General features: G+C 72.8%; 25 protein-coding genes. 13 read left to right on the top strand and 12 right to left on the bottom strand.

Going from position 1 to position 25,081, the window contains the following annotated elements; translation table 11 throughout:
* Positions 1 to 11: 11 nt before the first annotated feature.
* On the top strand, positions 12 to 953 hold the full coding sequence (locus tag IPO09_11075) for an FHA domain-containing protein (protein ID MBK9517877.1): 942 nt from the start codon (positions 12 to 14) through the stop codon (positions 951 to 953).
* Between the two features lie 100 nt (positions 954 to 1,053).
* Here the strand turns inward: IPO09_11075 and IPO09_11080 are convergent, their stop codons facing one another.
* Positions 1,054 to 1,416 (bottom strand): TraR/DksA C4-type zinc finger protein, encoded by a 363-nt coding sequence (locus tag IPO09_11080; protein ID MBK9517878.1) that lies wholly within the window; start codon positions 1,414 to 1,416, stop codon positions 1,054 to 1,056.
* Positions 1,417 to 1,548: 132 nt separating this feature from the next.
* Between IPO09_11080 and IPO09_11085 the strand changes: the two genes are divergently transcribed.
* Complete coding sequence (locus IPO09_11085; protein ID MBK9517879.1) at positions 1,549 to 2,433, top strand: DNA integrity scanning protein DisA nucleotide-binding domain protein; 885 nt, start codon at positions 1,549 to 1,551, stop codon at positions 2,431 to 2,433.
* A 40-nt stretch (positions 2,434 to 2,473) separates the two neighbouring features.
* Positions 2,474 to 3,994: a glycosyltransferase family 39 protein gene (locus tag IPO09_11090; GenBank protein ID MBK9517880.1), complete on the top strand. Its 1,521-nt coding sequence runs from the start codon at positions 2,474 to 2,476 to the stop codon at positions 3,992 to 3,994.
* Positions 3,995 to 4,003: 9 nt separating this feature from the next.
* On the opposite strand, the gene IPO09_11095 is transcribed toward IPO09_11090, so the two are convergent.
* From IPO09_11095 to IPO09_11105, 3 genes are all read right to left on the bottom strand, one after another.
* On the bottom strand, positions 4,004 to 4,903 hold the full coding sequence (locus IPO09_11095; protein MBK9517881.1) for a TIGR02757 family protein: 900 nt from the start codon (positions 4,901 to 4,903) through the stop codon (positions 4,004 to 4,006).
* Positions 4,904 to 4,998: 95 nt separating this feature from the next.
* The gene (locus tag IPO09_11100) at positions 4,999 to 5,517 is read right to left on the bottom strand and encodes a molybdenum cofactor biosynthesis protein MoaB (protein MBK9517882.1); all 519 of its coding nucleotides are present in this window, start codon (positions 5,515 to 5,517) and stop codon (positions 4,999 to 5,001) included.
* 1 nt (position 5,518) lies between these two features.
* Positions 5,519 to 6,436, bottom strand: coding sequence for a hypothetical protein (locus IPO09_11105; protein ID MBK9517883.1), 918 nt, complete (start codon positions 6,434 to 6,436; stop codon positions 5,519 to 5,521).
* 284 nt (positions 6,437 to 6,720) lie between these two features.
* On the opposite strand from IPO09_11105, the gene IPO09_11110 reads away from it, so the two are divergent.
* A complete protein-coding gene (locus IPO09_11110; GenBank protein MBK9517884.1) occupies positions 6,721 to 8,064 on the top strand; it encodes an MFS transporter in 1,344 nt (447 codons plus the stop codon).
* A 2-nt stretch (positions 8,065 to 8,066) separates the two neighbouring features.
* On the opposite strand, the gene IPO09_11115 is transcribed toward IPO09_11110, so the two are convergent.
* From IPO09_11115 to ndhC, 8 genes are all read right to left on the bottom strand, one after another.
* Complete coding sequence (locus tag IPO09_11115; protein MBK9517885.1) at positions 8,067 to 9,581, bottom strand: hypothetical protein; 1,515 nt, start codon at positions 9,579 to 9,581, stop codon at positions 8,067 to 8,069.
* An 88-nt stretch (positions 9,582 to 9,669) separates the two neighbouring features.
* Positions 9,670 to 10,386, bottom strand: a complete 717-nt coding sequence (locus tag IPO09_11120) for an NADH-quinone oxidoreductase subunit I (GenBank protein ID MBK9517886.1) — start codon at positions 10,384 to 10,386, stop codon at positions 9,670 to 9,672.
* Between the two features lies 1 nt (position 10,387).
* Complete coding sequence (locus tag IPO09_11125; protein ID MBK9517887.1) at positions 10,388 to 11,749, bottom strand: NADH-quinone oxidoreductase subunit H; 1,362 nt, start codon at positions 11,747 to 11,749, stop codon at positions 10,388 to 10,390.
* Positions 11,750 to 11,762: 13 nt separating this feature from the next.
* Positions 11,763 to 13,541 (bottom strand): (2Fe-2S)-binding protein, encoded by a 1,779-nt coding sequence (locus IPO09_11130; GenBank protein MBK9517888.1) that lies wholly within the window; start codon positions 13,539 to 13,541, stop codon positions 11,763 to 11,765.
* Between the two features lie 27 nt (positions 13,542 to 13,568).
* The gene (locus IPO09_11135; GenBank protein MBK9517889.1) at positions 13,569 to 14,738 is read right to left on the bottom strand and encodes an NADH-quinone oxidoreductase subunit D; all 1,170 of its coding nucleotides are present in this window, start codon (positions 14,736 to 14,738) and stop codon (positions 13,569 to 13,571) included.
* Positions 14,739 to 14,865: 127 nt separating this feature from the next.
* The gene (locus IPO09_11140; GenBank protein ID MBK9517890.1) at positions 14,866 to 15,390 is read right to left on the bottom strand and encodes an NADH-quinone oxidoreductase subunit C; all 525 of its coding nucleotides are present in this window, start codon (positions 15,388 to 15,390) and stop codon (positions 14,866 to 14,868) included.
* 13 nt (positions 15,391 to 15,403) lie between these two features.
* Positions 15,404 to 15,958, bottom strand: a complete 555-nt coding sequence (locus tag IPO09_11145) for an NADH-quinone oxidoreductase subunit B (protein MBK9517891.1) — start codon at positions 15,956 to 15,958, stop codon at positions 15,404 to 15,406.
* A gap of 14 nt (positions 15,959 to 15,972) precedes the next feature.
* On the bottom strand, positions 15,973 to 16,341 hold the full coding sequence (gene ndhC, locus IPO09_11150) for an NADH-quinone oxidoreductase subunit A (GenBank protein ID MBK9517892.1): 369 nt from the start codon (positions 16,339 to 16,341) through the stop codon (positions 15,973 to 15,975).
* Between the two features lie 142 nt (positions 16,342 to 16,483).
* On the opposite strand from ndhC, the gene IPO09_11155 reads away from it, so the two are divergent.
* The 9 genes from IPO09_11155 (at position 16,484) to IPO09_11195 (ending at position 25,073) form a co-directional block, all read left to right on the top strand.
* Complete coding sequence (locus IPO09_11155; GenBank protein ID MBK9517893.1) at positions 16,484 to 16,927, top strand: NADH-quinone oxidoreductase subunit A; 444 nt, start codon at positions 16,484 to 16,486, stop codon at positions 16,925 to 16,927.
* Positions 16,928 to 16,947: 20 nt separating this feature from the next.
* Positions 16,948 to 17,469, top strand: a complete 522-nt coding sequence (nuoB, locus tag IPO09_11160) for an NADH-quinone oxidoreductase subunit NuoB (GenBank protein MBK9517894.1) — start codon at positions 16,948 to 16,950, stop codon at positions 17,467 to 17,469.
* Positions 17,470 to 17,582: 113 nt separating this feature from the next.
* Positions 17,583 to 18,188 carry an NADH-quinone oxidoreductase subunit C gene (locus IPO09_11165; protein ID MBK9517895.1) on the top strand — a complete coding sequence of 202 codons (606 nt, stop codon included), beginning with the start codon at positions 17,583 to 17,585 and terminating at the stop codon, positions 18,186 to 18,188.
* Positions 18,189 to 18,199: 11 nt separating this feature from the next.
* Positions 18,200 to 19,342 (top strand): NADH-quinone oxidoreductase subunit D, encoded by a 1,143-nt coding sequence (locus IPO09_11170; GenBank protein MBK9517896.1) that lies wholly within the window; start codon positions 18,200 to 18,202, stop codon positions 19,340 to 19,342.
* 2 nt (positions 19,343 to 19,344) lie between these two features.
* The gene (locus IPO09_11175; GenBank protein MBK9517897.1) at positions 19,345 to 20,715 is read left to right on the top strand and encodes an NADH-quinone oxidoreductase subunit H; all 1,371 of its coding nucleotides are present in this window, start codon (positions 19,345 to 19,347) and stop codon (positions 20,713 to 20,715) included.
* Positions 20,716 to 20,726: 11 nt separating this feature from the next.
* Positions 20,727 to 21,548, top strand: a complete 822-nt coding sequence (locus IPO09_11180) for an NADH-quinone oxidoreductase subunit I (protein MBK9517898.1) — start codon at positions 20,727 to 20,729, stop codon at positions 21,546 to 21,548.
* Positions 21,549 to 21,619: 71 nt separating this feature from the next.
* Entirely contained in the window at positions 21,620 to 22,183 is a 564-nt protein-coding gene (locus IPO09_11185) for an NADH-quinone oxidoreductase subunit J (protein ID MBK9517899.1), read from the top strand.
* Between the two features lie 57 nt (positions 22,184 to 22,240).
* Positions 22,241 to 22,549: an NADH-quinone oxidoreductase subunit NuoK gene (gene nuoK, locus IPO09_11190; protein ID MBK9517900.1), complete on the top strand. Its 309-nt coding sequence runs from the start codon at positions 22,241 to 22,243 to the stop codon at positions 22,547 to 22,549.
* Position 22,550: 1 nt separating this feature from the next.
* The gene (locus IPO09_11195; GenBank protein MBK9517901.1) at positions 22,551 to 25,073 is read left to right on the top strand and encodes an NADH-quinone oxidoreductase subunit L; all 2,523 of its coding nucleotides are present in this window, start codon (positions 22,551 to 22,553) and stop codon (positions 25,071 to 25,073) included.
* Positions 25,074 to 25,081: the final 8 nt, after the last annotated feature.

Here is a 25,081-nt window from a genome sequence, read left to right on the forward strand (position 1 = left end):
ACAATGGCGTCATGTCGAAGCCGGTGAAGTGCGCGCGCTGCGGGCGGGAGAACGATCCCAGCTTCGCCTTCTGCCTCGACTGCGGCCAGCCGCTCAAGCCGGCCGCGCCGCCCCCGGGCCCGGCCGCGCCGGAGGCCTTCTGCACCGCCTGCGGCACGCGCCTCCAGGCTGGCTTCAAGTTCTGCGGCCACTGCGGCACGCCGGTGGCGCCCCGCCCCCCCACGCCGGCCCCCGCGCCCCCGGCCACCGGGCGCGCCCGCCCCGCCACCGGGGGCGGCCTGGCCCCGGCCCGCCCGGCCGGCGAGCCGGCCGCGGCCGCGTCGGCCGCCCCGCGCCTGGCCACCGTGCGCCACGACGGCCTGCCCGGCGCCGTCTTCCCGCTGGACCGCGAGCAGACCTGGTGCGGCCGCGCCGAGGGGGAGATCCGGCTGGCCGACGACCCGGCCGTCTCGCCCCGCCACGCCCGCTTCACCCGGCGCGGCGCGGCGGTGGTGGTGGAGGACCTGGGCAGCGTCAACGGCACCTACCTGCGGCTCAAGGCGCCCCACCGCCTGGGCGTGGGCGAGGAGCTGCGGCTGGGCCGGCAGCTCCTGCGGCTGGAGCCCGTGCCGCGCCCTGCGGCCGCCGACGAGCGGGGCGTGCGCCCCTGGGGCAGCCCCGACGGCGGGGCCACCCTGCGCCTCTCCCAGCTCCTCGACGGCGGCGGGCTGGGCGAGATCTTCCCGCTGCGGGACGGCGAGAACACCCTGGGGCGCGAGGCCGGCGACGTCACCTTCCCGGGCGACCGCTACGTGTCGGCGCGCCACGCCCGGCTCGACCTGGCCGACGGGGTGATCACCCTCACCGACCTGGGCAGCTCCAACGGCACCTTCGTCCGGGTGGCCGGCGCCGTGGAGCTGGCCCCGGGCGACCAGCTGCTGCTGGGGACGCAGCTCCTCCGGCTCGACGCCTGAGCGACGGCGCGCCGGCGCGCCGGCCCCAGGACGGCGAACGGCCGGATCCCGAAGGGACCCGGCCGCCTGGTGCCGTCCGACGCCTGGCCACGCCGGGCGACTAGCCGAACGACTTCTCCTTCTGCTCCTGCTCTTCCTTGCAGCGGATGCACAGGGTGGTGACCGGGCGCGCCTCCAGGCGCTTCACCGAGATCTCCTCCTCGCACTTCTCGCAGACGCCGAAGTTGCCGGTCTCGACCCGCGCCAGGGCCTTGTCGATCTTGGCCAGCAGGAACTTCTCGCGGTCGCGCAGGCGGAAGATCATCGACTGCGTGTACTCGCTGGAGGCCTGGTCGATCTCGTCGGGCAGATCGTCCGTGTCGAAGCTGGCCTCCTCGGTCAGCGTCTTCTTGGCCGAGGCCAGCAGCTGGCGCTTCGACTCCTCGAGCATCGCCTTGAACTTCTTGAGATCCTTCTTGTTCAAGCGACTTCCTCCGGCCCGTGGGCCCCCCTGGGCCGCGTGAAAGAGCCGAGACCCTATTCGCCCGTCTTCGAGGTGTCAAGGCGCTGCGCCGCGTCCTTTGACTCCCCCCGGGACCGGCCTGATACTCGGCCCATGTCGGAAGGGAAGTTCGACCGTGAGTTCCTCAAGTCCGCCCTGGCGCTGACCACCCGCCCCGAGGTGGACCGGCTCCTGCTGGTGTCGGACCAGCCGCTCTCGCCGAACGAGATCCGCGGCCGCCCCATCAAGAAGAAGCTGGTCTACGCGGTGACCAGCGAGGGGCTGGCGCACCAGCTCAAGTCGAGGAAGTACCACGCGGTGGTGATCCCGCCGTACGACTACACGCGGGTGGAGAAGATCAAGGTGGCGGTGGTGGCGGCGCAGTCGGCCGGCCTGCTGCGCGACGGCGACACCGTGCTGGCCTGCTGCGGCCCCGGCGACGACAAGGTTGCCGACACCATGATCAAGGTGACCATCGGCTCGGAGGACCCGGAGGAGAAGATCCGGGTGGACACCCTCGGCCTGCCCACTGGCTTCAGCACCCAGGTCATCGAGGGGCTCATCCACACCGCCATGGAGATCGGCGCCGAGGGCTACGAGGGGCACGCCATCGGCACCATCGTGGTGGTGGGCGACGCCACCAAGGTGATGGAGAAGAGCCGCCAGCTCATCCTCAACCCGTTCCAGGGCATGAGCGAGGCCGACCGCAACTCGATGGACCCGCCCATCCGCGAGGCGGTCAAGACCTTCTCGGCCCTCGACGGCGCCTTCGTCATCCGCGAGGACGGGGTGGTGCTGGCGGCCGGGCGCTACCTGCTCAGCATGAGCCGGGACGTCAAGCTGCCCATGGGGCTGGGGGCGCGCCACTCGGCGGCCGCCTCCATGACCGCCGAGACCAAGGCGGTGGCCATCACCGTCTCGCAGACCACCGGCACGGTGCGGGTCTTCCGCGAGGGCGAGATCGTCCTCGAGCTCCGCCAGCGCATCCGCCGCGTATGAGCCGCCGCCCCGCCGCCCGCCGCCGCGCCGGTGGCGCGTCGTGAGCGTCCGGCCCGGCTGGGCCAGCCGCCTCCCGCCGGCCCGCGCCGCCCTGCTGCTGGCGGCCGCCTCGCTCGGCCTGCACGTCCTCTACGCGGGCCTGATCGGGCTGTCGCCGCAGGAGGCCTACTACTGGTCCTGGTCGCGCCGGCTGGCCCTCTCCTACTTCGACCACCCGCCGCTGGCGGCCTGGACCATCCGGCTGGCCACCGAGGTGGCCGGCGGCACGCCGCGCGCCATCCGCCTGGCCGCCACCCTGCACGCCGGGCTCTTCCTGCTGTTCCTCTTCCTGGCCGGGCGGCGGCTCTTCGGCTCCAGGGCCGCGCTGCTGGGGCTGGGCTTCGCCCTGCTGGCGCCCATCACCGCGCTCGGCCAGGTGATCATCACCCCCGACGCGCCGCTCCTCTCCGGGTGGGCCGCCGCGCTCTACTTCACCGTGCGGGCCATCGACGAGGAGCGCGGGCGCTGGCTGGTGCTGGCCGGCCTGGCGGCCGGCTGGGCCGCGCTCGGCAAGTACACCGGCTTCCTGCTGCTGCCGCAGATCTTCCTGGCGCTGCTGCTCGACCCGCGGGGCCGCCGGCTGCTGGCCACGCCGTGGCCCTGGCTGGGCGTGGCCGTCGCCGCCGCCACCTTCTCGCCGGTGCTGCTCTGGAACGCCGATCGCCAGTGGGTCTCCTTCCTGTTCCAGTCGGAGGGGCGCACCAGCACCTTCGCCCTGCGGCCGGTGCTGGTGGGGCGCTTCGTCGGGCTGCAGGCCCTGCTGGTCTCGCCGCTGCTCTGGGTGGCGGTCATGGTGGTGCCCTTCCTGGCGGCGCGCCGCTGGCGCGAGCCGTCCTACCGGGTGGCGGCGCTCTTCTCCCTGCCGCTGGTGCTGCTCATGCTGGGGCTCTCGCCGGTCCACTGGGTGAAGGGCAACTGGGGCGCGCCGGCCTACCCGGCCGCGCTGCTGGCCTTCGCGGCGCTGGCGCTGGAGCACTGGCGGCGGCGCTGGGTGCGGGTCTTCACCTGGTCGGCAGGCGGGCTGGCGGCGCTGGCCACCGGCCTCTTCCACCTGGCCCCCTTCCCGGCCCTGCTGCCGGCCGCCACCGACCGGCTGCTGGCCCGCGACGAGAACACCGCCGGCTGGACCCAGCTGGCGGCGCGGGTCGAGGCCGAGCGGCGCGGGCCCGGCGGCGAGCGGCTGGTGGTGGGCTGCACCTACAAGCCGGCGGCCGAGCTCATGTACCACCTGCCCGGCCAGCCGCAGGCGCAGTCGTCCGGGATCTTCGGCGAGAACGGGCTGCAGTTCGACGAGTGGCTCGACCCGGCGGCGCTGCGCGGCCGGGAGCTGCTGCTGGTGGTGGACCGCCGCGAGAAGGACGTGTGCGGCCGGCGCGTCGAGCTGTGCCGGCCGCTCGAGGCCCTGGCGCCCGAGGTGGTGCGCCGGCGCGAGGCCACCGTCACCACCTTCGACCTGTGGCGCTGCACCGTCCCGCCGGACGCGGCGATCCCGCTGGCGCGCTGGCGCCGGCCGACCCCCTGAGCGGCGGGCTCAGCGGCGCGCCGCGCCCTGGCAGGCCTCCGCCAGCGGGCAGGCCTGGCAGCGCGCCGGGCTGCGCCGGGCCGGGCAGCCGCCGCTCATGCCGAGGTGGCAGAGGGCGAAGTCGAAGCGGACCGGGTCCTGGGGGTCGAGGCGGCGCAGCGAGCGGGTGATCTCCTCGGCGGTGCGCCAGGAGGCGTCGGCGCGGCGGGTCAGGCCCAGGCAGCGGGCCACCCGCATCACGTGGGTGTCCAGCGGCACGACCAGCGCCGACCGCGGCACGCCGCGCCAGGCGCCCAGGTCCACCGCGTCCGGGCCGCGCACCATCCAGCGCAGGTAGAGGTTCCAGCGCTTGGCGGCGCCTGGCCCGGCGGCGTCCGGCAGGAGGTGCCGCAGGCCGCGCTGGCCCCGGCCCGCCAGGAGCGCCGCCACCGGCGGCGCGCCGCGCAGCTCCTCGCCCAGGGAGGCCAGCGCCGGCCGCAGCGCCGGCGGGCCCCCGCCCGCGGCGGCGAAGAGGGCTGCGAAGCGGGCGCCCAGCGAGCCGTGCACCCGCCGCAGGTGGCCGATGGCGGCCAGCAGCGCCGCCAGGTCCGGCGGCTGGTTGAAGCGGTAGCGGAACCAGCCCAGCGCCCGCGGGTCCGGCGCCGCCGCGAAGGCCTCCACCGCGGCGGCCGGCGAGGGGCCGAGCTGGTCGAGCAGCCGGGTGAGGATGGGCTTGAAGAGGTCGGCCCGCCCGTAGGCCAGCGCCGCGGCCAGCAGGCCGGCCACCTCCTGGTCGTGGGGCGAGGCGTAGCGGCGCGGCAGCTCCACCGGATCGGCGGCCAGCCGGGCGGCGCGGTCCAGCGTGGCGTCGAGCCGGTCGAGGAGCGGCCGGAGCGCGGCGGCGCGGGCCGGCGTGAGCGGGGTGGGCAGGACGCGCCCCGGACGCGCGGCCACGCCACGCCCGGCGGGCCGGCCTCCCCCGCGGCGCGACCCTCCCCGCTGCCCGGCGCCGCCCACGGTGCGCCTCAGCCGCGCGGCGGCCGGTCCTTGCGCAGCTCGCGCACCAGGTGGCCCAGCTCGGGACCGATGAGCCGCTCCCAGGCCAGCCGCACCGCCGGCAGGGAGCCCGGCACCGAGAAGACCACCCGCCCGTCCCAGGTGCCCGCCACGGCGCGGGACAGCATGGCGGCGCTGCCGATCTCGGCGAAGGAGAGCATCCGGAAGAGCTCGCCGAAGCCGTCCAGCCGCTTCTCCAGCCGGCCGGCCACCGCCTCGTAGGTGCGGTCCCGCCCGGCGATGCCGGTGCCGCCGTCCACCACCACCACCTCGGCGCCGGCCTCCGCGGCCGCGTCCAGCGCGGCGCCCAGGGCGGACGGCTCGTCCCTGACCACCCGGTAGAAGGCCACCTCGTGACCCGCCGCCGCGGCCGCCTCGCGCAGGAAGCGGCCGCTCTCGTCCTCGGCCTCGCCGCGCGTGTCGGAGGCCGTGATGACTCCCAGGCGCACCCGCCGCGGCCCCTCCTGCCTGTGCTGGTGGTGTCCCATCTCAGTTCCCCGAAGGCGAGCGCCTGGTCGGCACGTCGTAGGTGGTGCGCCCCTCGTCCAGCCGCCGCTCCACCGCGGCCGCGTCCGGGGCGTCCGGCACCAGCAGGAGGTAGCGCGCCCAGGCGGCGCGCGCCTCGCCGCGGCGGCCCAGCCCGGCCAGGGCGTCGCCCAGCGCCCGCTGCGCCAGCGGCAGGCGGGGGTCCAGCGCCGCGGCGCGGCCGGCGTAGTCGAGGGCGTCGGCGTGCCGCCCGGCCCGGGACAGCGCCACCGCCGCCTGCGCCAGCCCGGTGGGCTCGTCCAGGTCGAGCGCCCGGCCCGCGCCGAAGCCGTCCGGCGCCAGCACCAGGCCCACCCGCACGCCGTCCAGCGAGCCCGCCGGGAGGCGCCGCTCCAGCGGCTCGAACCCCTCGGCGCTGGCCACCAGCACGTGCTCGCCCGGCTCCGGCGCCTCGACGGCCCGGCTGCCGCGGCCCACCCCCACCCCGTCGAGCTCGAGCAGGGCCTGCCGCGGCAGCACCTCCACCAGCAGCTCCGGCGGGGCCACCGAGCGGAAGGGCTGCTTCTCGGCGGCGCAGGCGAGCAGGCCCAGCGCCAGGGCGAGGAGCGCCAGGGCGAAGGTGGCGGTGGTGCGGGGGATCGGGCGGCGCATGGAGGCGCAGACGGTACCCGGGGGGATGGGAGGGGACAAGGATCCGCTCGGGGTCGAGGTCGAGGCCGGGGCCGGGGTCGGGGTCGGGGTCGGGGTCGAGGTCGAGGTCGAGGTCGAGGTCGAGGTCGAGGTCGAGGTCGAGGTCGGGGTCGAGGTCGGGGTCGGGGTCGAGGTCGAGGCCGGGGCCGGGGCCGGGGTCGAGGTCGAGGTCGCGGTCGAGGTCGGGGTCGAGGTCGAGGTCGAGGTCGAGGTCGAGGTCGAGCCCCTCACCCCGGCCCTCTCCCCGAAGGGGAGAGGGAGGGCACAACCCTGGGGTCGGGAGAGGGAGGGCACAACCCTGGGGTCGGGAGAGGGAGGGCACAACCCCGGGGAGGGAAGAGGGAGGGCACAACCCTGGGGTCGGGAGGGGGAGGGCACAACCCCGGGGTCGGGGCCGGCACGTTCTGCTCTCCCTCTCCCCCAGCCTGCTGGGGGAGAGGGCCGGGGTGAGGGGGCGCTGCGGCCAGCGCCGCGAACTTGTCGCTCCCTGGGGCCGGGACTACGCTCCCCCGACCGTGGCCAAGCGCATCGTCTTCACGAAGCGGATCCAGCTCCTCGGGCTCCTCTCGGTCCCCTCGGGCATGCCGCTCGGCTGGGTCTTCACCACCTTCCAGGTCTTCCTGGTCGACCTCGGCTTCACCCGCAGCCAGATCGGCCTGCTCTCCTCGGTCTCCCTGCCCTGGACGCTCAAGTTCCTCTGGGCGCCGCTGGTGGATCGCTACGCCCTGCCCTGGCCCGGGCGGCGGCGCAGCTGGGTGATGCTGACGCAGCTCGGGCTGGCGCTCACCTTCGGCGGCCTGGCCGCCTTCGCCTGGCGGGCGCTGGCGGCCCGGGCGGCCGGCGACCCGCTCGGGTGGGTGCCGCTGGCGGCTGGCCTGCTGGCCCTCGGGGTGGCCTTCCTGGCCGCCACCCAGGACATCGCCTACGACGCCTACGCCGTGGAGCTCCTGCGCCCCGAGGAGCACGGCGCCGCGCCCGGCGTCCGCTCCATCTACTACCGGCTCGGCATGCTGCTGGCGGGCGCCGTGGCGGTCGGGCTCTCCGACCTGCTCGGCTGGCCGCTGGTCTTCCTGCTGCTCGGCCTGCTCTTCGCCGCCTGCATCCCGCTGGTGCTGGCCTGCCCCGAGCCCGAGAACCCGGTGGTGCCGGCCCGCTCCCTGGCCCAGGCGGTGGTCGAGCCCTTCCGCAGCTTCTTCTCGCGCCGCGACGCCCTGGCCATCGCCTTCTTCCTGATCACCTACAAGCTCGGCGACAACATGGCCGGCACCATGGTGAACCCCTTCCTCAAGGACCTGTGCTTCTCCAACGCCGAGCTGGGCGCCGCGGTGAAGACCATCGGCATCGTGGCCTCCATGCTGGGCAGCGCCGCCGCCGCCGCCCTGACGCTCAAGCTCGGGGTGGGGCGGGCGCTCTGGATCTTCGGCGCGGTGCAGGCCCTGGCCAACCTGCTCTACACCGGCGCCGCCCTCTCCCGCGCCGTCCCGCTGGAGGCCTCGCTGTGCGCCGCCGGCCTGCCGCCGCTCGACACCGCCACCCGCCTGTGGGCCTACGCCGCCATCGCCGGCGAGCAGGGCGCGCAGGCCATGGCCTCGGTGGCGCAGGGGGCGCTCCTGCTGCGGGTCTGCAGCCGGCAGACGGCCGTCACCCAGTTCGCCCTGCTCACCAGCCTCTTCGCCCTGGGCCGCTGGGGGGCCGGCCTCCCCTCCGGGTTCCTGGTGGAGGCGCTCGGCTACCCCGTCTTCTTCGCCGCCTGCGCCACCGTGGTGGCCGTGCCGGGGTTCGTCTTCCTGCAGCGCCTGGCGCCGTTCGGCCAGGCCGACGTGACCAGCGCCCCGCCGCCGCCGGCCGCCGCCGGCTGAGGTCAGGGGGGGCGGCCGGGCGCCAGACCCATCACGTCCACCGTCTCGCGCCGCTCCAGCAGCACCACCGGCCAGAGCCCGTAGGCGCGCAGCCAGCGCTCGGCCTCGCGCTCCGGCGCGGCGCCGCGCGGCCGGCAGAGGCGCAGCCCCTCCCGCGGCCGGCCCCACCAGGCCCCCACCGTCGGGTTGGCGCGGTGGGTCACGCCGTACACCGCGCGGTCGAGCCCGCGCTCGTGCGCCGTCAGGGCCACGTGCCACACCGCCGGCCAGACGCTCCAGTAGTCGCCGGCCACCAGGTCGCAGCGGGCCGCCAGCACGTCCTCGGTCCAGCGCCCCGCCACGCCGTCGAGGTCGCGCCGCACCCCGGCCAGCGAGGGCGGGCCGCCGGCCACCAGGGCGGCCAGCGGCAGGGCCGCCAGCGCCGCCAGGAAGGCCGGCCGCGCCACCCGGGCGGCGCGCGCCAGCGGCTCGGCCAGCAGCGAGGCGGCCGCCAGGTGCACCAGCACGGCGCTCGGCGCCAGGTAGCGCCAGTGGAAGCGGTTCTCGGCCACCCAGCGGAGCGCCCCGGCGAAGGCGGCGTAGAGCAGGGCCGCCCCCACCAGCGCCGCCGCCCGCAGCAGCGCCCCGCGCCGCGCCGGGCGCAGGCCTGGCAGCGAGAGCAGCGACACGCCCACCACCGCCAGCGCCCCCGCGGCGGCGAGCCAGGGCCCCTGGTCCGCCAGGGCCGCCGCGGCGGTGGCCCGCCAGGCGGCCGGCCACTGGCCTGGCGGCAGGAAGCCGACCGGGAGCCGCAGCGGGTTGCCGGTGAGCCAGGGGTAGGCCCAGACCGACACCTGGCCCAGCGCCAGGCCGGCCGCCAGGAGCGCCGCGTCCACCCGCACCCGGCCGACCACCAGGCGGTGGTCCTCGCCCTCCAGCAGGTCCTCGGTGGCCCGGGCCAGGGCCAGCGCCCCCAGCAGCACGCCGGTGGCGGCGTTGACCCAGTGCGCCAGCAGCACCAGCGCCAGGCCGGCGGCCAGGCGCACCGGGTGACGGCGCCAGGTGGCCTCGCCGCCCTCCCCGCGCCAGGGGCGCGGCTCGGCCAGCGCCAGGCCGGCCAGGGCCAGCGCCAGCGAGAGGCCGTAGGGCTGGTCCCCCAGGAACTCGAAGGACCAGGCGGCCGGGGCCAGGAGGAGCAGCAGGGCGGCCGCCAGCGCGCCGGCCAGCGGCCAGTCGCGCCCCGGCAGGACGTGGCGGGCCAGCAGCACCACCGCGCCCAGGCCGGAGAGGATCAGCAGGCCGCGCTGCAGGAGCAGGTTGGCCAGCGGGTGGCGCAGCGGCAGCGCCAGCGCCGGGACCAGCATCCCGTAGCGCTCCTGGTCCCAGTAGAACGGGGTCCAGGCCTGCAGCGAGACCAGCACCGGCACCAGCGAGTCGCCGTGCTCCAGCCGGTGGATGGCCCCGAGATCGAGCAGGGCCGCGGCGGCCAGCAGCGCCGCCAGCAGGGCCAGGGTGCGCCGCAGGCCCGGCCCGACCAGGGGCCCAGCCGCCGCGCCGGGGTGGGCGGGCGGGCCGGCGGCGCCCTCGCTCACCGGGCGCCCCCGCGGCCGGCGGCCGGCCGCGCCGTTAGCGGCCGCCCCGCTCGGAGCGGGCGCGGGCCTCGGCGGCCAGCGCCTTCACCGAGAAGCCAGGCGTCTGGGCGTACTCGTCGGTGGCGTCCGCCGGGTACGGCGTGGCGGCCGCCTTCATGGCCGCCAGCTTGTCGGCCGGGATGGAGGGCGCGGCGCGCTTCAGCCAGGGGTCGCCGGCGTAGTCCACCGACGGCCCGCGCAGCAGCGCCTGCTCGTGCAGCTGCTGCACGTCGCGCTCGTAGCTGGGCGGGGCGTGCTCGCCGGTGTCCATGCGGATGGCGTCCTTGGGGCAGGCCTCCACGCAGAACCCGCACACCACGCAGCGCAGCTCGTCGATGACGAACTTGACCGGGTACTTCTCCACCGGGTCGCCGGGGTACTCGCCGGCCTCGATGTAGATGCACTGGGCCGGGCAGGCGGTGGCGCACATGTAGCAGGCCACGCAGCGCGGCAGGCCGTCGCCGCGCGGCACCAGCCGGTGCAGGCCGCGGTAGCCGGGCGGGTACGGCGCCTTCTCCTCCGGGTAGAAGATGGTGACGTTGTCCGACTTCCCCAGGCCGCGCGGCCGGTCGAGGATGTCCGGGTTGGCGTCGCGGGTGAAGAAGAGGTTGCGCAGGAAGTGGGCCGTCACCGCGCCGATGCCCCGGATGATCTCCGGGAAGTACATCTGCTCGCGCAGGTCGGCCGGGCGGTTGTCGAGCTGGTAGGGCATGTCAGTGACCCCCGCCGTGGGCGTGGGCGGCGGCGGGGGCCGCCCCCTTGCCTGTGGCGCCGACCAGCACCGCCACCACCACCATGGTGAGGAGGCCCAGGCCGGCGAGGAGCTGCAGCGACGGGTCGATGAGGATGGCGGCGCCGGTCACGAAGACGTTCACCAGGGCGGCCGGCAGCAGGATCTTCCAGCACAGCTGCTGGATCTGGTCGTAGCGGAAGCGGGGCAGCAGCCAGCGGATGGTCAGCTGCAGCCACATCAGCACGATCATCTTGGCCAGGAAGATGCCGCCCCCCACCGAGGCGAAGGCCAGCGGGTGCAGGTGGGCGCGCAGCCACTCGGTGGCGCCTGCGATGGGCAGCGGGTGCCAGCCGCCCAGGAAGACCGCGGTGATGACCCCGGCGAAGATGGCGATCTCCAGGAACTCGGCCAGGAAGAACATGCCGAACTTCATGCCGGAGTACTCGAGGAAGTAGCCGACGATCTCGCTCTCGCCCTCGGGCAGGTCGAAGGGCGCGCGCTTGGTCTCGGCGAAGCCGGAGGTGAAGAAGATGAGGAAGCCGACCGGCTGGAGCAGGAGGCCCCAGGCCGGCGCGATGCCCAGGACGCCCTGCCCCTGGGCCACCACGATCTCGTCGAGCTGGAGGGACTTGTAGGCCATCATGGCGCCCACCAGGGAGAGCCCCAGCGAGACCTCGTAGCTGATCATCTGCGAGGAGGCGCGCACGCCGCCCAGCAGGGCCAGCTTGTTGTTGGAGGCCCAGCCGGCCAGCGAGGTGCCGTAGACCGACAGCGAGGAGATGGCGAAGAGGAAGAGCAGGCCGGCGTCCATCTTGGCCACCTGCAGGGCGATGGTCTGCCCCGCCCCGGCGGCCCCGGAGAAGATGGAGCCGAGGTCGATGGCGGGCCCGACCGGCACGATGGCGAAGAGGCAGAAGACCGGGGCGAAGGCCATCACGGGCGCCAGCTCGTAGAGCATGCGGGTGGCGGCCTGCGGCTCCATCTTCTCCTTGGTGAGCATCTTGAGCGCGTCGGCCGCCAGGTACGGGATGCCGCCGAGCGGGTTCCCGAAGACCTTGATCCGGTTGGCGCCGACGCGGTTCTGCAGGAGCGCCGACCACTTGCGCTCCGCCACCGTCAGCAGCGAGCCGGAGATCATGAGCACGACCATCATGAGCGTCAGCACGTTGGCCAGGCTGGCGCCGTAGTGCACCAGCGCCGGGTCCACCCGGCCGGGCTCGCCGAACCAGACGTTGAAGCCCCAGCCCAGGCCGGCGGCCGCCAGGTAGAAGAGGCCGCTCAGCGCCATCAGGGCGCCGACCAGGATCACCAACGCCAACGACATCCCGAAGAAGCGCTTCACGCGTCCCTCCCCTTCACCAGCTGGTCGGGGCGACGCCGCGCTTGGCGGGTTCGCTCCCCTCGGGTGGCAGCCGCTCCTTCTGTCCCGCGAGCCGGCCGTCCACGGTGCCCGCGGCCAGCGGCAGGTGCCCCTTGCGGCGCCCCACCGACGGCAGCGAGTCCCACTTGAAGTCCCACAGGGCCACCCCGGCCAGGCGTGGCGAGAGCGCCAGCCAGGTCTCCCGGGCGGTGCCCCACGGCACCTTGAGGCCCAGGGCCCGGCCCAGGGCGCCGGCCAGGGCCAGGTGCGGGCGGGCCTCGCCGCGCGGGTGCCAGGCGGCCTCGAAGCGCTGCGCCCGGCCCTCGAAGTTGACGAAGGTGCCGTCGCCCTCGGCGTGCGGCGAGGCCGGCAGCAGCGCGGTGGCCGCGGCGGCCAGCGGCCCCTCGTTGACCGCCTGCACCACCAGCACCGGCAGCGCGGCCAGGGCCTCGGCCCCGGCGGCGTCCGGCACCTCGGCCCCCACCACCCAGAGCGCGCCCACCCGACCGGCGCGCGCCGCCGCCACCAGGTCGGCGAAGGGGCGCACCGCCAGGCCGTAGGCCTGCGCGGCCAGCTCCAGCCCCTTGCGGTTGGGGTTCTCGTCGGCCTTCTTGAGGAAGTCGTCCTGCCACCCGTCCGGCCGCCCGCCCACGAAGACCTCGGCGGCGCCGAGCCCCTCCTTGGCCACGTGGCAGGCCGCCAGCAGGTCCTCCAGCGAGGCCACCGGCGAGAGCAGCACCGCCACCCCGCCGGCGCGCCTGGCCTCGGCCAGCGCCAGCCCGGCCGCCTTGAGCGCCTCGTCGCGCGTGGCCCGCGCCGCCGCGGCGCCGCGGCCCAGCCGGGCCGCCAGCACCCGCCCGGCGTTGAGCGCCTTGTAGGTGGTGCGGCCCTGGTCGCACATCCACTCCTGGTTGACGTCCGCGTTCTCGCGCGGGCGCAGCCGGTAGGCGGTGGTGTCCAGGTAGTCGAGCGCCACGTTGCAGCCGCGGGCGCACCCGGTGCAGAGCGAGCGGGCCGAGCTCATGAACCAGACGCGGCCGCGGAAGCGGAAGTCGGTGGCGGTGAGCGCGCCCACCGGGCAGAGGTCCACCACGTTGCCGGCGTACCGGTCGTCGAGCGGCTGCCCCGGGAAGGTGGTGATGACGCTGCGGGTGCCGCGGTTGGCCACGCCCAGCTGCGGGTTCTTGGCCACCTCGCGCATGAAGCGGACGCAGCGGGTGCAGAGGATGCAGCGCTCCTGGTCGAGCGTGACGGTGGGCCCGAGCTCGATGCGCTTCCCCTTGGTGTTCTTGGGGATGTCGAGGCGCGACGGCTGGGCGTCGAACTGCATGTAGTAGTCCTGCAGCTTGCACTCGCCGGCCTGGTCGCAGATGGAGCAGTCGACCGGGTGGTTGAGCAGCAGGAGCTCCAGGTTGGCGCGCTGCTGATCCTTGACCCTGGGGGTGTCGGTCTTGACGACCACGCCCTCGGTGAGCGGCACCTGGCAGGACGGCACCAGCTTGCCGCCCGGCGCGTTGGACATCTCCACCAGGCACTGGCGGCAGTTGGCCGCCACCGAGAGGCGCTTGTGCCAGCAGTAGTAGGGGATGTCGATGCCCATCCCCTGGGCGGCCTCGATGACGGTGGTGCCGGGCTTGACCACCACCTCGCGGCCGTCCACCACCGCCGTCACCAGGCCCGGGTTCTTGGGCGGCGGCGGCGCGGGCGGACCCGGCGGCGGGGGCGGCTTGGGGGCCGCGGCGGCGGGGGCTTCGGGCTTCTTGTCCTCGGCCATCGTGTTCCTCTCCGAGTAGGCGGGCCGCTACTGCTCGACCTCGCCGCCGATCATGTTGATGGAGTCGAAGGTGGGGACGAGGTCGGCCAGCAGCGCGCCTCGCAGCATCCAGGGCAGGGAGGCCAGCATGGGCCAGCCCGGGGCGCGCAGCCCCAGCTTGTAGGGCCGGCCGCCGCCGTCGGAGACCAGGTAGAAGCCCAGCTCGCCGTTGGCGGCCTCGGTGTAGCCGTAGGCCTCCCCGGCCGGCACCTGGATCCCCTCCATGATGAGCTTGAAGTGGGCCATGACGCCCTCGATGGAGGAGTACACCAGCGGCTTGGGCGGCAGCGCGTAGCGGAAGTCCTTGACCACGATCTCGCCCGGGGTGAGCTGGGCGAAGCACTGGCGGATCATCGAGTCCGACTGCTTCATCTCCTCGATGCGCATCAGGTAGCGGTCGAAGTTGTCGCCCTTCGAGCCCACCGGGATGTCGAAGTCGAGCCGGTCGTAGGTCAGGTAGGGGGCCGCCTTGCGGATGTCGTAGGGCTCGCCGGAGGCGCGCAGGCACGGCCCGGTGTAGCCCAGCTCGATGGCGTCCTGGCGCGACACCACCGCCACGTCCTTGGTGCGGTCCACGAAGATGCGGTTGCGGGTCAGCAGGCCGTCCAGCTCGTCGCGCAGCAGCACCACCCGGTCCAGGGTGCGGGTGGTCTTCTCGACCCAGCCGTCCGGCAGGTCGCGGGAGACGCCGCCGACGCGGGCGTAGTTGGAGGTGAGGCGGGCCCCGCACAGCTCGGTGAGCCGGTCCCACAGCAGGTCGCGCCCCTCGATGGCGTAGAGGAACGCCGTCATGGCGCCCAGCTCCATGCCCATGGCGCCGACCAGGGTGAGGTGGTCGCAGATGCGGTGGATCTCGCTGGTGATGACGCGCAGGTACTGGGCGCGCTCAGGCACCTCCAGCTTGCAGAGCTTCTCCACCGCCAGGGCGAACCCGACGTTGTTCATGATCGAGCTGACGTAGTTCAGCCGGTCGGTGTACGGGAAGCACTGGGTCCAGGTGACGTTCTCGCAGCTCTTCTCGAAGCCGCGGTGCAGGAAGCCGATGTCCAGCTTGCAGCTGGCCAGCTTCTCGCCCTCCAGCTCCACCACGGCGCGGGTGGTCCCGTGCATGGCCGGGTGCGACGGGCCCAGGTTCACCAGCATCCGCTTGGTGGGCATGGGCGCGTCGAGCGCGCTCGGCGGCGCCTTGGCTGGCGCCGCCGCCGGCTTCACGGTCCCGCTCGACTCGGTGGACATGGAACCTCGCTCGACGCCGACCAGGCGGCGCCGTCAGGAGTGGTGGTGGCTAGTCCCGGCCCGCCGGGCCCGGCCCGCGGAAGTGGTCGGGGACGTCGCGCTCCTCGGTGAGCGGCTGGCGGCCGCGCAGCGGGTAGTCCTTGCGGAGCGGGTGGCCGACGAACTCGTCGTACATGAAGAGGCGGCGCAGGTCGGGGTGCCCGGTGAAGCGGATGCCGTACATGTCGAAGCAGTAGCGCTCGAACCAGTCGGCGCCGCGCCACAGGCCGGTCACGCTGGGCACCACGGCGTCGTCCTCGGGGACCTTGACCCGCAGCCGCACCCGGTGGTTCAGCGTGGTGGAGTAGAGGTTGTAGACCACCTCGAAGCGCGGCTCCTGGCCGAGGTAGTCCACCGCGGTGACGTAGGGGGCCATGTCGAAGGCCAGGCGCGGGTCGGTCTTGAGCCAGCGGCAGACCTCCACGATCTGGTCCTTGCGGACGAAGACCACGTCGTCGCCGCCCGGGCCCGTGTAGGCGTCCGTGACGATCCTGGGGAAGCGCTCGAGGAGCGCGTCGATCACGACCTTGGCCATGCGGCTCCCTCGTCTAGCGCCGGCGGGATCCCTGCCCGACCACCGGCAGCGGCCTGCGCTCCGTGAGCTGGTGCGACTGCCCCTGGATCTTGTCCTGCAGCATCATGATGCCGTCGAGCACCTGCTCCGGTCGCGGCGGGCAGCCCGGGATGTAGACGTCCACCGGGATGATGCGGTCGATGCCCTGCAGCGTGGCGTAGTTGTCGTAGAACCCGCCGGTGGAGGCGCACACGCCGAAGGCCACCACCCACTTCGGCTCGGCGATCGACTCGTAGACGCGCTTCAGGATGGGCGCCTGCCGGCAGTTCACCGTGCCGGTGACCATGAGCAGGTCGGCCTGGCGCGGCGAGAAGCGCGGCAGCGCGGCGCCGAAGCGGTCGAGGTCGTAGCGCGAGGCGCCGACCGTCATGTACTCCATGCCGCAGCAGGCGGTGACGAACGGGTACTGGAAGAGCGAGTACTTGCGCGCCCAGCCCAGGCCCTTCGAGACCATCTGCTGGAGCACGCCGACGGCCTCGTCCCGGCGCGTGGGGATGACGGTGGGGAGGCTGTCGAGCTCGGTGGACATGGGGAGCCTCGGGGTCAGTCGTTCCAGTCCAGGACGCCCTTCTTCCAGACGTAGACCAGGCCGATGACCACGGTGAAGACGAAGATGGCCATCTCGATGTAGCCAGCCCAACCCAGCTCGGTGAAGAGGACGGCCCACGGGAACAGGAAGATCGCCTCGATGTCGAAGACGATGAAGAGGAGCGCGACCACGTAGAACTTCACGCCGAAGCGGTCCCGGGCGGAGCCGACCGGCTCCGACCCACACTCGAATGGGGCGGACTTGACCGCGCTCGGACGCCGCGGGCCGAGGGTGTTGGCCAGCGTCAGGAGGAGGAAGGCCTGCCCGACCGCGACCAGCAGGACCACACCGATGGGGAAGTAGGTCTGGAGGGGTGTGAGCATAGAGAGGGGGTGTCGGGTGGGCATTCTAAGTGCCCAGATCCGTTGAATTCGTCAAGCGAAATGCGGCTCTTGACTTCACAGTCTCGATCAGTAGACTGCCGCGGCTTCACATCCCCACAACAAACGACACGGGGTATCCCTGATGGGCTTCGAGTTTGGCGCCGTTCTGGTGTTCGCCATCGTCGCCGTTGGGTTTGCCTTTGGTGGCATCACCCTGTCGCGGGCCATCGGCCCCCGCATCTACAACGCCGAGAAGTCCACCATCTACGAGTGCGGCGAGCGCCCCATCGGGGTTGCCTGGTTCAACTTCAACCCCCGCTTCTACCTGGTGGCCCTGGTCTTCGTGATCTTCGAGGTCGACATCGCCCTCACCTTCCCGGTGGTGGCGGTCTACCGCAGCTGGACCGAGGCCAGCCCGATGCTGGGATGGGTCGCCTTCGTCGAGCTGATCCTCTTCGTCTCCATCCTGGTGGTCGGCCTGATCTGGACCTGGGGCCACGGCGACCTCGAGTGGGTCAAGGGCCTGTCCGCCGACGCCACCAAGACCACCCGCGAGGCCGGCGTGCCGGCCCGCAAGGCCGCCTAGGGCCGGGGAGGAGCAGACCGATGCGCGAGAAGCTCGACTCCGGCGTGGGTGGCGACGTCACCCTCTTCCACACCAGCCAGCTCGACCAGCTCATCAACATGGCCCGGGAGAACTCGCTCTGGTACCTGCTGTTCGGCCTGGCCTGCTGCGGCATCGAGCTGATCCAGACCGGCGGCCCGCGCGCCGACCTGATGCGCTTCGGCGCCATCCCGCGCGCCTCCCCCCGCCAGGCCGACTTCATGATCGTGGCCGGCACGCTCACCTACAAGATGGCCGAGCGGGCCAAGCTCCTGCACGACCAGATGTCCGAGCCCAAGTACGTCATCTCGATGGGCTCCTGCGCCAACTGCGGCGGGCTCTTCCAGCTGGCCTACTCGGTCTGCAAGGGCGTCGACAAGGTGGTGCCGGTGGACGTCTACGTGCCCGGCTGCCCGCCGCGGCCCGAGGCCCTCACCGAGGGGCTGATCCGGCTGCAGGAGCTGGTGCGCAACGAGCGGTGGGCCGACAAGCGGCGGGCGCCCGCGGCGGCTGGAGCGGTCTGACGAGTCGTTCGAGGCTGGAGCAGAGGCAGCGAAGCGCGACCTGAGAGGTCGTGGGACGGGGCGAGCGCTCGCGGGAACGCGAGTAGCTCGCCCCTGTCGCAAGAGGGAGCGAAATGACGACCAGCGAGATCCACGATCTGCTCAAGGCCCGCTTCGGCGAGGCGGTGGGCGCGCCGCCCGAGGTGAAGGGCGACACCTGGCTGCCGGTGAAGGGCGAGCGGCTCGTGGAGGTCTGCGCCTTCCTCAAGGAGACCGCCGGGCTGGACTTCGACTTCCTCGAGGATCTGACCGCGGTCGACTGGCCCAAGCGGAACGTCATCGAGGTGGTGATCCACCTCATGTCCTACCAGCTGAAGCACACCATCAAGCTCAAGGTGGAGGCCGACCGGGCCGCGCCGGTGGTGCCCTCGCTCTACCCCGTCTGGAAGGGCGCCGACTGGTTCGAGCGCGAGGTCTACGACCTCTTCGGCGTGACCTTCACCGGCCACCCCGACCTGCGCCGCATCATGCTGCCCGACGACTGGGTCGGCCACCCGCTGCGCAAGGACTACCAGGAGGCCGGCGGCTGGCACGGCATCTCCAACGAGCGCGAGAACCCGCTGGTGGAGCTGAAGCGGCTCGACGACGCGGCCCGCGCCGAGCTGGCCAGGAACGCCCCGCCGCCCCCGCCGGCGCCGCCCGCCCCCCCGGCCGCGCCCGCCCCCACCAGCAAGGCCTGATCGGAGGAACCATGGAAAAGCTCATCCTCCGCCGCGTCGACCGGAACAACGAGGAGATGATCCTCAACTTCGGTCCCCAGCACCCGTCCACCCACGGCGTCATCAACTTCATCGTCGAGACCGACGGCGAGGTGCTGCGCAAGGCCGTGCCGGACGTGGGCTACCTGCACCGCTCCATCGAGAAGATCGGCGAGGTCACCGGCTGGCACGGGTTCATGCCCTTCACCGACCGCATCGACTACGTGGCGGCCATGTTCCCCAACGAGGGGTACGCCACGGCGGTGGAGCGGCTCACCGGCATCGAGGTGCCGCGCCGCGCCCAGTACCTGCGCGCCATCTCCTGCGAGCTGTGCCGCATCGCCAGCCACCTGGTGTCGCTGGGCACCATGGCCATGGACATCGGCGCCTTCACCCCGATGCTGCACGGCATCCGCGAGCGCGAGACCATCAACGACCTCATCGAGGCGCTGTGCGGCGCGCGGCTCACCTACAACTACCACCGCATCGGCGGGGTGGCCTTCGACCTGCCGGAGGGCTGGAAGGAGAAGACCATCGCCTTCCTGGACCACTTCGATCGCTTCCTGGTGGAGTTCGACCGGCTCATCTCCTTCAACGAGATCTACATCCGGCGCCTCGCCAACGTGGCCATCATCACCGGCAAGGACGCCACCGAGTACGGCCTGTCCGGCCCCAACCTGCGCGGCTCGGGGGTGGACTGGGACCTGCGCCGCGACCTGCCCTACGGGGCCTACGAGGACTTCGAGTTCGCCGTCCCGGTGGGCGTGGGCTTCAAGGGCACGGTGGGCGACTGCTACGACCGGTACTACTGCCGCTGCCTGGAGATGGGCGAGTCGAGCAAGATCGTCCGCCAGGCGCTGCTGCAGCTGCCCGAGGGCGAGATCATGGCGCCCAAGGTCTCGCGCAACCTCAAGGTGGAGGCCGGCGAGACCCTCTCCCGCGTCGAGTCGGCGCGCGGCGAGATGGCCTTCTACGTGGTGGCCGACGGCACCAACAAGGCCTACCGCGTCCGCACCCGCACCGGCTCCTTCACCGCCATGGGGATCATCGAGACCGCCAGCCGCGGCCTGATGATCGCGGACCTGGTGGCCCTCATCGCCTCCCTGGACGTCGTCGCCCCGGAGATCGACCGCTAGCCATGCCGCGCACGCCAAAGCTCCCCAAGCTGTCGCCCCGCGCCGTCGTCATCCTCACCCTGGCCGTCGGCCTGGGCCTGCCCGCCGTGCTCTTCGCCGCGGTGCTGGTCCTCTCGCCGGTCACCAAGCCGCTCATGGTGGACTGGTTCGTCGGCTCGGTGCTGGGCCACGACCCGGCCACCTGGCCCTACACCAAGCTGATCTACGGCCTGGTGGTGGGGCTGCTGGCCTTCGTGCTCATCAACTTCGGAGCCATCATCTCCGGCATGACGGTCTGGTGGGAGATGCGCGTCTCCTCCCGCATGCAGAGCCGCGTCGGATACAACCGCGCCGGCGCCGGCGGCTTCTTCCAGTGGGTGGCCGACGCGGTCAAGCTCCTCTTCAAGGAGGACCTGATCCCGGCCGAGGCCGACTCGATGCTGTTCCGGGCCGCCCCCTACTTCGTCATGACCGGGTTCGCGCTCACCTTCGTGGCGCTGCCCTTCGGCGAGAGCCTCATCGCCGCCGACCTGAACGTGGGCATCTTCTACCTGACCGCCGTCACCGCCCTGGTGGTGGTGGGCATCCTGCTGGCGGGCTGGTCCTCCAACTCCAAGTGGGCGCTCTTCGGCGGCATGCGCTCCGCCGCCCAGGTGGTCTCCTACGAGATCCCGGCCGGCATCGCCCTGATGGTCCCGGTGCTGATGTCCGGCACGCTGTCCATGCAGGGGATCATCCAGGCCCAGGGCGCCTGGCCCTGGCAGTGGCACGCCTTCACCAACCCGGCCTGCTCGGTGGCCTTCGTCATCTACTTCATCTCGCAGCTGGCCGAGGGCAACCGCACGCCCTTCGACCTGCCCGAGGCCGAGTCCGAGCTGGTGGCCGGCTACCTCTCCGAGTACTCGGGCTTCCGCTTCGCCCTCTACTTCCTGGTGGAGTTCGGCAACCTGTGGGTCATGGCCGCGGTGGCCGCCACCCTCTTCCTCGGCGGGTGGCAGATCCCCGGCGTCGGCCCGGAGGACTACGCCGCCGCCAAGGGCAGCGGCGCCTTCCCGGCCCTGGCCTGGTGGGGCCTGCAGATCGTCTCGATGGTGGTGATGGCCACCAAGACCATCCTGGTGCTCAACGTCATCGTCTGGGTGCGCTGGACGCTGCCGCGCATGCGCATCGACCAGATGATGAACCTCTGCTGGAAGTACCTGGTGCCCTGGGCCTTCGTCACCTTCGTCTTCTCGCTGCTGTGGCAGCTGGTGGTGGCGCGCGCCCCGGTGCTCTCCACCGCCACCGGGGTGGTGCTCACCCTCGCCTTCCTGGCCACCCTGGTGCTCTTCGGGCGCCAGGTGAAGGCCAACCTCACCGCGGCCGGCGATCACGTCGACCTCACCAACTGGTGAACGGAGCCGCCATGTCCGCACCTCAGACCTACAACGGCTCCTTCCGCGACACGGTCAGGTCCATCTGGCACGGCCTGTCCATCACCTTCTCCTACCTGCTGCGCCGGCCCACCACGGTGCAGTACCCCGACCGCACGCCGCTGCCGGTGCGCGAGACGCTGCCGCCCCGCTACCGCGGGTTCCTCGAGGTGGACGTCGCCATCTGCACCGGCTGCCAGGCCTGCGAGCGGGCCTGCCCCATCGCCTGCATGCAGATCACCCTGGAGAAGGACCCGGCCAACCCCAAGCAGCGGGTGGTCACGCAGTTCGACATCGACGAGGCCAAGTGCATGTTCTGCGGCCTGTGCGTCGAGCCCTGCCCCACCGGCGCCATCCAGCACACCCGTGAGTTCGAGGGGTCGATGGCGGACATCCGCAACCTGACCATCCGCTGGGCCGACCCGCTGGCGCCGTTCCCGGTCTACAAGGTGGACAAGGCCGCCGAGTACTTCCCGCGGGCGGAGCTCGGCTCGCTGGTGCGGGCCAAGTTCAGCGCGCACCGCTGGAACGCCAACGGCCCGGACTACCTGCCGCCGCCCACGCCGGAGGAGCTGGCCGCCGCCGCCGCCGCCGAGGCCGCCGCCGCCGCTGCGGCCGCCGCGGCCAAGGCCGCCGCCAAGCCGGCCGCCAAGCCGGCGGCCCCCAAGGCCGCGGCCGAGCCCGCCGCCGCGGCGCCCGCGCCCAGCGCCGCCGCCGCTCCCGCCCCCGCCCCCGCCGCCCCGGCCCCGGCCGGCGCCGCCGCGGCCCCGGCCTCCCCACCTCCCCCCCCGACCAAGCCGGAGGGCACGCCATGAGCAGCCCCGTGAAGCGCAACCTCGTCCGCTGGGCCGCCGGCGCCGCCGCCACCATCGTCTTCGTGGTGGCCATGACCCTGCTGGCCATCAAGCCCGCCGAGCAGGCGGTGGCGGCCCGCGCCGCGACGCCGCTCACGCTGCCGGACATCCTCTTCTACCTGCTGGCCGCCCTCACGGTGGCCGGCGCCGCCGGGGTGGCCCTCTCCCGCAACATCCTCTACAGCGCCATCGGCCTGCTCATGGCGCTGCTGGGGGCCGGCTCGCTCTACATCTTCCTGGGGGCCGACTTCCTGGCCGTCACCCAGCTGCTGGTCTACATCGGCGGCGTCCTGGTCCTCATCATGTTCGCGGTGATGCTGACCAACCGCATCACCGAGATCACCGTCTCCAACTCCAGCGTGGGCCTGTTCGGCGGCGTCATGCTCTTCCTGGCGACGGCCCCGGTGCTGGTGGCGGTGGCGGTGCTGACCCCCTTCGCGGCCCAGGTCCCGGGCCCCATGGAACACACCACCGCGGCCATCGGCGACGGGTTCCTGACCCGCTGGCTCCTGCCCTTCGAGGTCGCCTCGCTGGTGCTGCTGGCCACCCTGGTCGGCGCCGTGGTCATCGCCCGCAAGGAGATCAAGGCGGACTGAGGTCTCCCGCCCCGGTCCCCCTCGATCCGGCCCCGCCCCCTAGGCCCTGGAGAACACATGCAGGTCTCCCTCCCCCACTTCCTCGTCGTCGGCGCCCTGCTCTTCAGCCTCGGCCTGGTGACCGTCGCCACCCGGCGCAACGCCGTCGGCATCCTGATGGGCGTCGAGCTCATCCTCAACGGCGCCAACGTCAACTTCGCCGCCTTCAACCACTACGTGGTGGGCGGCATCTCGGGGCAGGTCTTCGCCCTCTTCGTCATCGTGCTGGCGGCCGCCGAGGCCGCCGTGGGCCTGGCCATCGTCCTCGCCGTCTTCCAGACCTTCAAGACCATCGACGTCCGCTCCGCGGACCTGATGCGGGAGTGACATGGAACACCACGCCACAGAGCTCGCGCCGCTGGTGGTGAGCCGGGTCTCGTACCTCTGGCTCATCCCGCTCTTCCCGCTCATCGGCGCCACCATCAACGCCGCCTTCGGCTGGAAGCTCCAGGCCCTCTTCGGCGAGAAGCCGGAGGCCAAGGGCGGCCGCGGCAAGCAGCTGGTCCACTCCATCGCCGTGACGGCCATGGCGGCGGCCTTCGCGGTGGCCCTCTACGCCTTCTTCCAGCTCAAGGCGCTGCCGGCCGAGGACCGCTTCATCCAGCAGACGCTCTGGAACATGTTCACGGCCGGGCGGCTCTCGGTGGACCTGGCCTTCGCACTGGACCAGCTCAGCATCATGATGGTGCTGGTCATCACCGGCATCGGCACGCTCATCCACGTCTTCTCCATCGGGTACATGGCGGAGGAGCCGGCCTACTGGCGGTTCTTCTCGTACCTGAACCTCTTCGTCTTCGCGATGCTGCTGCTGGTCATGGGCGACAACTTCGCGGTGATGTTCTTCGGGTGGGAGGGCGTGGGCCTGGCCAGCTACCTGCTCATCGCCTTCTGGTACACCGACCCGGAGAAGGCCAAGGCCGGCATGAAGGCCTTCGTGGCCAACCGCTTCGGCGACTTCGGCTTCATCGTCGGCCTGATGCTGCTGTTCTGGGGCCTGGGCGGCGCCTGGGAGGCGCGGCCCGAGTTCCTGCGCAACACCGAGTTCCGCGCCGACGTGGCCATGAACGCCACCGCCGGGGCCGCCACCGCGGCCCAGTCCGACGAGCTGGCGCCCCGCGTCCACGGGGTCAAGGTCGGCCCCACCATGAACTTCCGCGAGCTGCGGGACCAGGTGGTCATCGAGGCCACCGGGGTGAAGGAGCACCTGGCCGGCACCACCGTGTGGGGCATCTCGCTGCTGACGCTGATCGGCATGCTCATGTTCGTGGGCGCCATGGGCAAGAGCGCCCAGATCCCGCTCTACGTCTGGCTGCCCGACGCCATGGCCGGCCCGACCCCGGTCTCGGCCCTGATCCACGCCGCCACCATGGTCACCGCCGGCGTCTACATGGTGGCCCGGCTCAACTTCCTCTTCGTGCTCTCCCCCAGCGCCATGGGCTGGGTGGCGCTGATCGGCGCCCTGACCGCCATCTTCGCGGCCACCATCGGGTTCTTCCAGTACGACATCAAGAAGGTCCTGGCCTACTCCACCGTGTCGCAGCTGGGCTTCATGTTCATCGGCGTGGGCACCGGCGCCTACTGGGCCGGCGTCTACCACCTGCTGACGCACGCCTTCTTCAAGGCCACCCTCTTCCTCGGGTCGGGCTCGGTCATCCTGGGCTGCCACCACGAGCAGGACATGCGGAAGATGGGCGGGCTGGCGAAGCACATGCCCATCACCCGGTGGACCTACCTCATCGCCACCATCGCCATCGCCGGCTTCCCCATCGCCAACGGCTTCTACTCCAAGGACGAGATCCTCTGGAAGGCCTTCACCAGCCACCACCTGGCGCTCTTCGGGACGCCGGTGCCGTGGCTCGGACCGGCCATCTACGTGCTGGGCCTCGTCGCCGCCACCGGCACCAGCTTCTACATGTACCGCTCCTACTACATGACCTTCTCCGGCGAGTACCGCGGGGCGGGCGGGCACGGCCACGAGCACAACGAGGACCCGCACTCGGCGGTGGCGGCGCCCCACTCGGCGCTGTCCGCCAAGGTGCACGCCTCCGACGGCCACGCCCACGCCCACGCCGGGGGCCACGCGTCCCAGGCGCTGGCCGACCACGGCGCCGCCGCGGGCGGGCACGGCCACGACGCCGGCCACGGCCACGACGCCGGCCATGCCGCGCCGGCCGCCGCGCACGACGACGCCCACGGCCACCACGGCGGCACCCCGCACGAGTCGCCCTGGCAGATCACCATGGTGCTGGCCATCCTGGCCGGCGGCTCGGTGCTGACCCTCTTCCTCGGCATCCCCATGCTGTGGAGCCACGCCCCGCCGGCGCTGGAGCACTGGCTCGAGCCGGTGCTGCTGGCCAAGGTGGAGTTCGGCCACGGCAGCCACGCCATGGAGTGGCTCTTCCAGGGGCTGGGCGTGCTGGCCGCCACCATCGGCTTCGTGGCCGCCCGCGCCGTCTACAAGGACAACAAGAACGAGGCGGCGCTGCTGGCGATGATCGAGCGCTGGAAGGGCGTCTGGACCACCGTCTACAACAAGTACTACGTGGACGAGCTGTACGCCTGGCTGGTGCTCAAGCCCTCGCTGATGGTGGGCCGGGCCCTCTCCTGGTTCGACGGCAGCGTGGTCGACGGGCTGGTGAACGCCGCCGGCGTCGTCACCCGCGGCGTGGCCACGGTGGACGGCGCCATCGACAAGTACCTGGTCGACGGCGCGGTCAACGGGGTGGCCAACCTGACCCAGGGCCTGGGCCACTCCTTCCGCACCCTCCAGACCGGCCGCATCCAGACCTACCTCTACGGCGCGCTCGGCGGCGCGCTGGTGGTGGTCCTCCTCAACTTCCTGCTTCCCTGAGCCAAACC

Source organism: Anaeromyxobacter sp. (assembly GCA_016718565.1).
Lineage (GTDB): Bacteria > Myxococcota > Myxococcia > Myxococcales > Anaeromyxobacteraceae > JADKCZ01.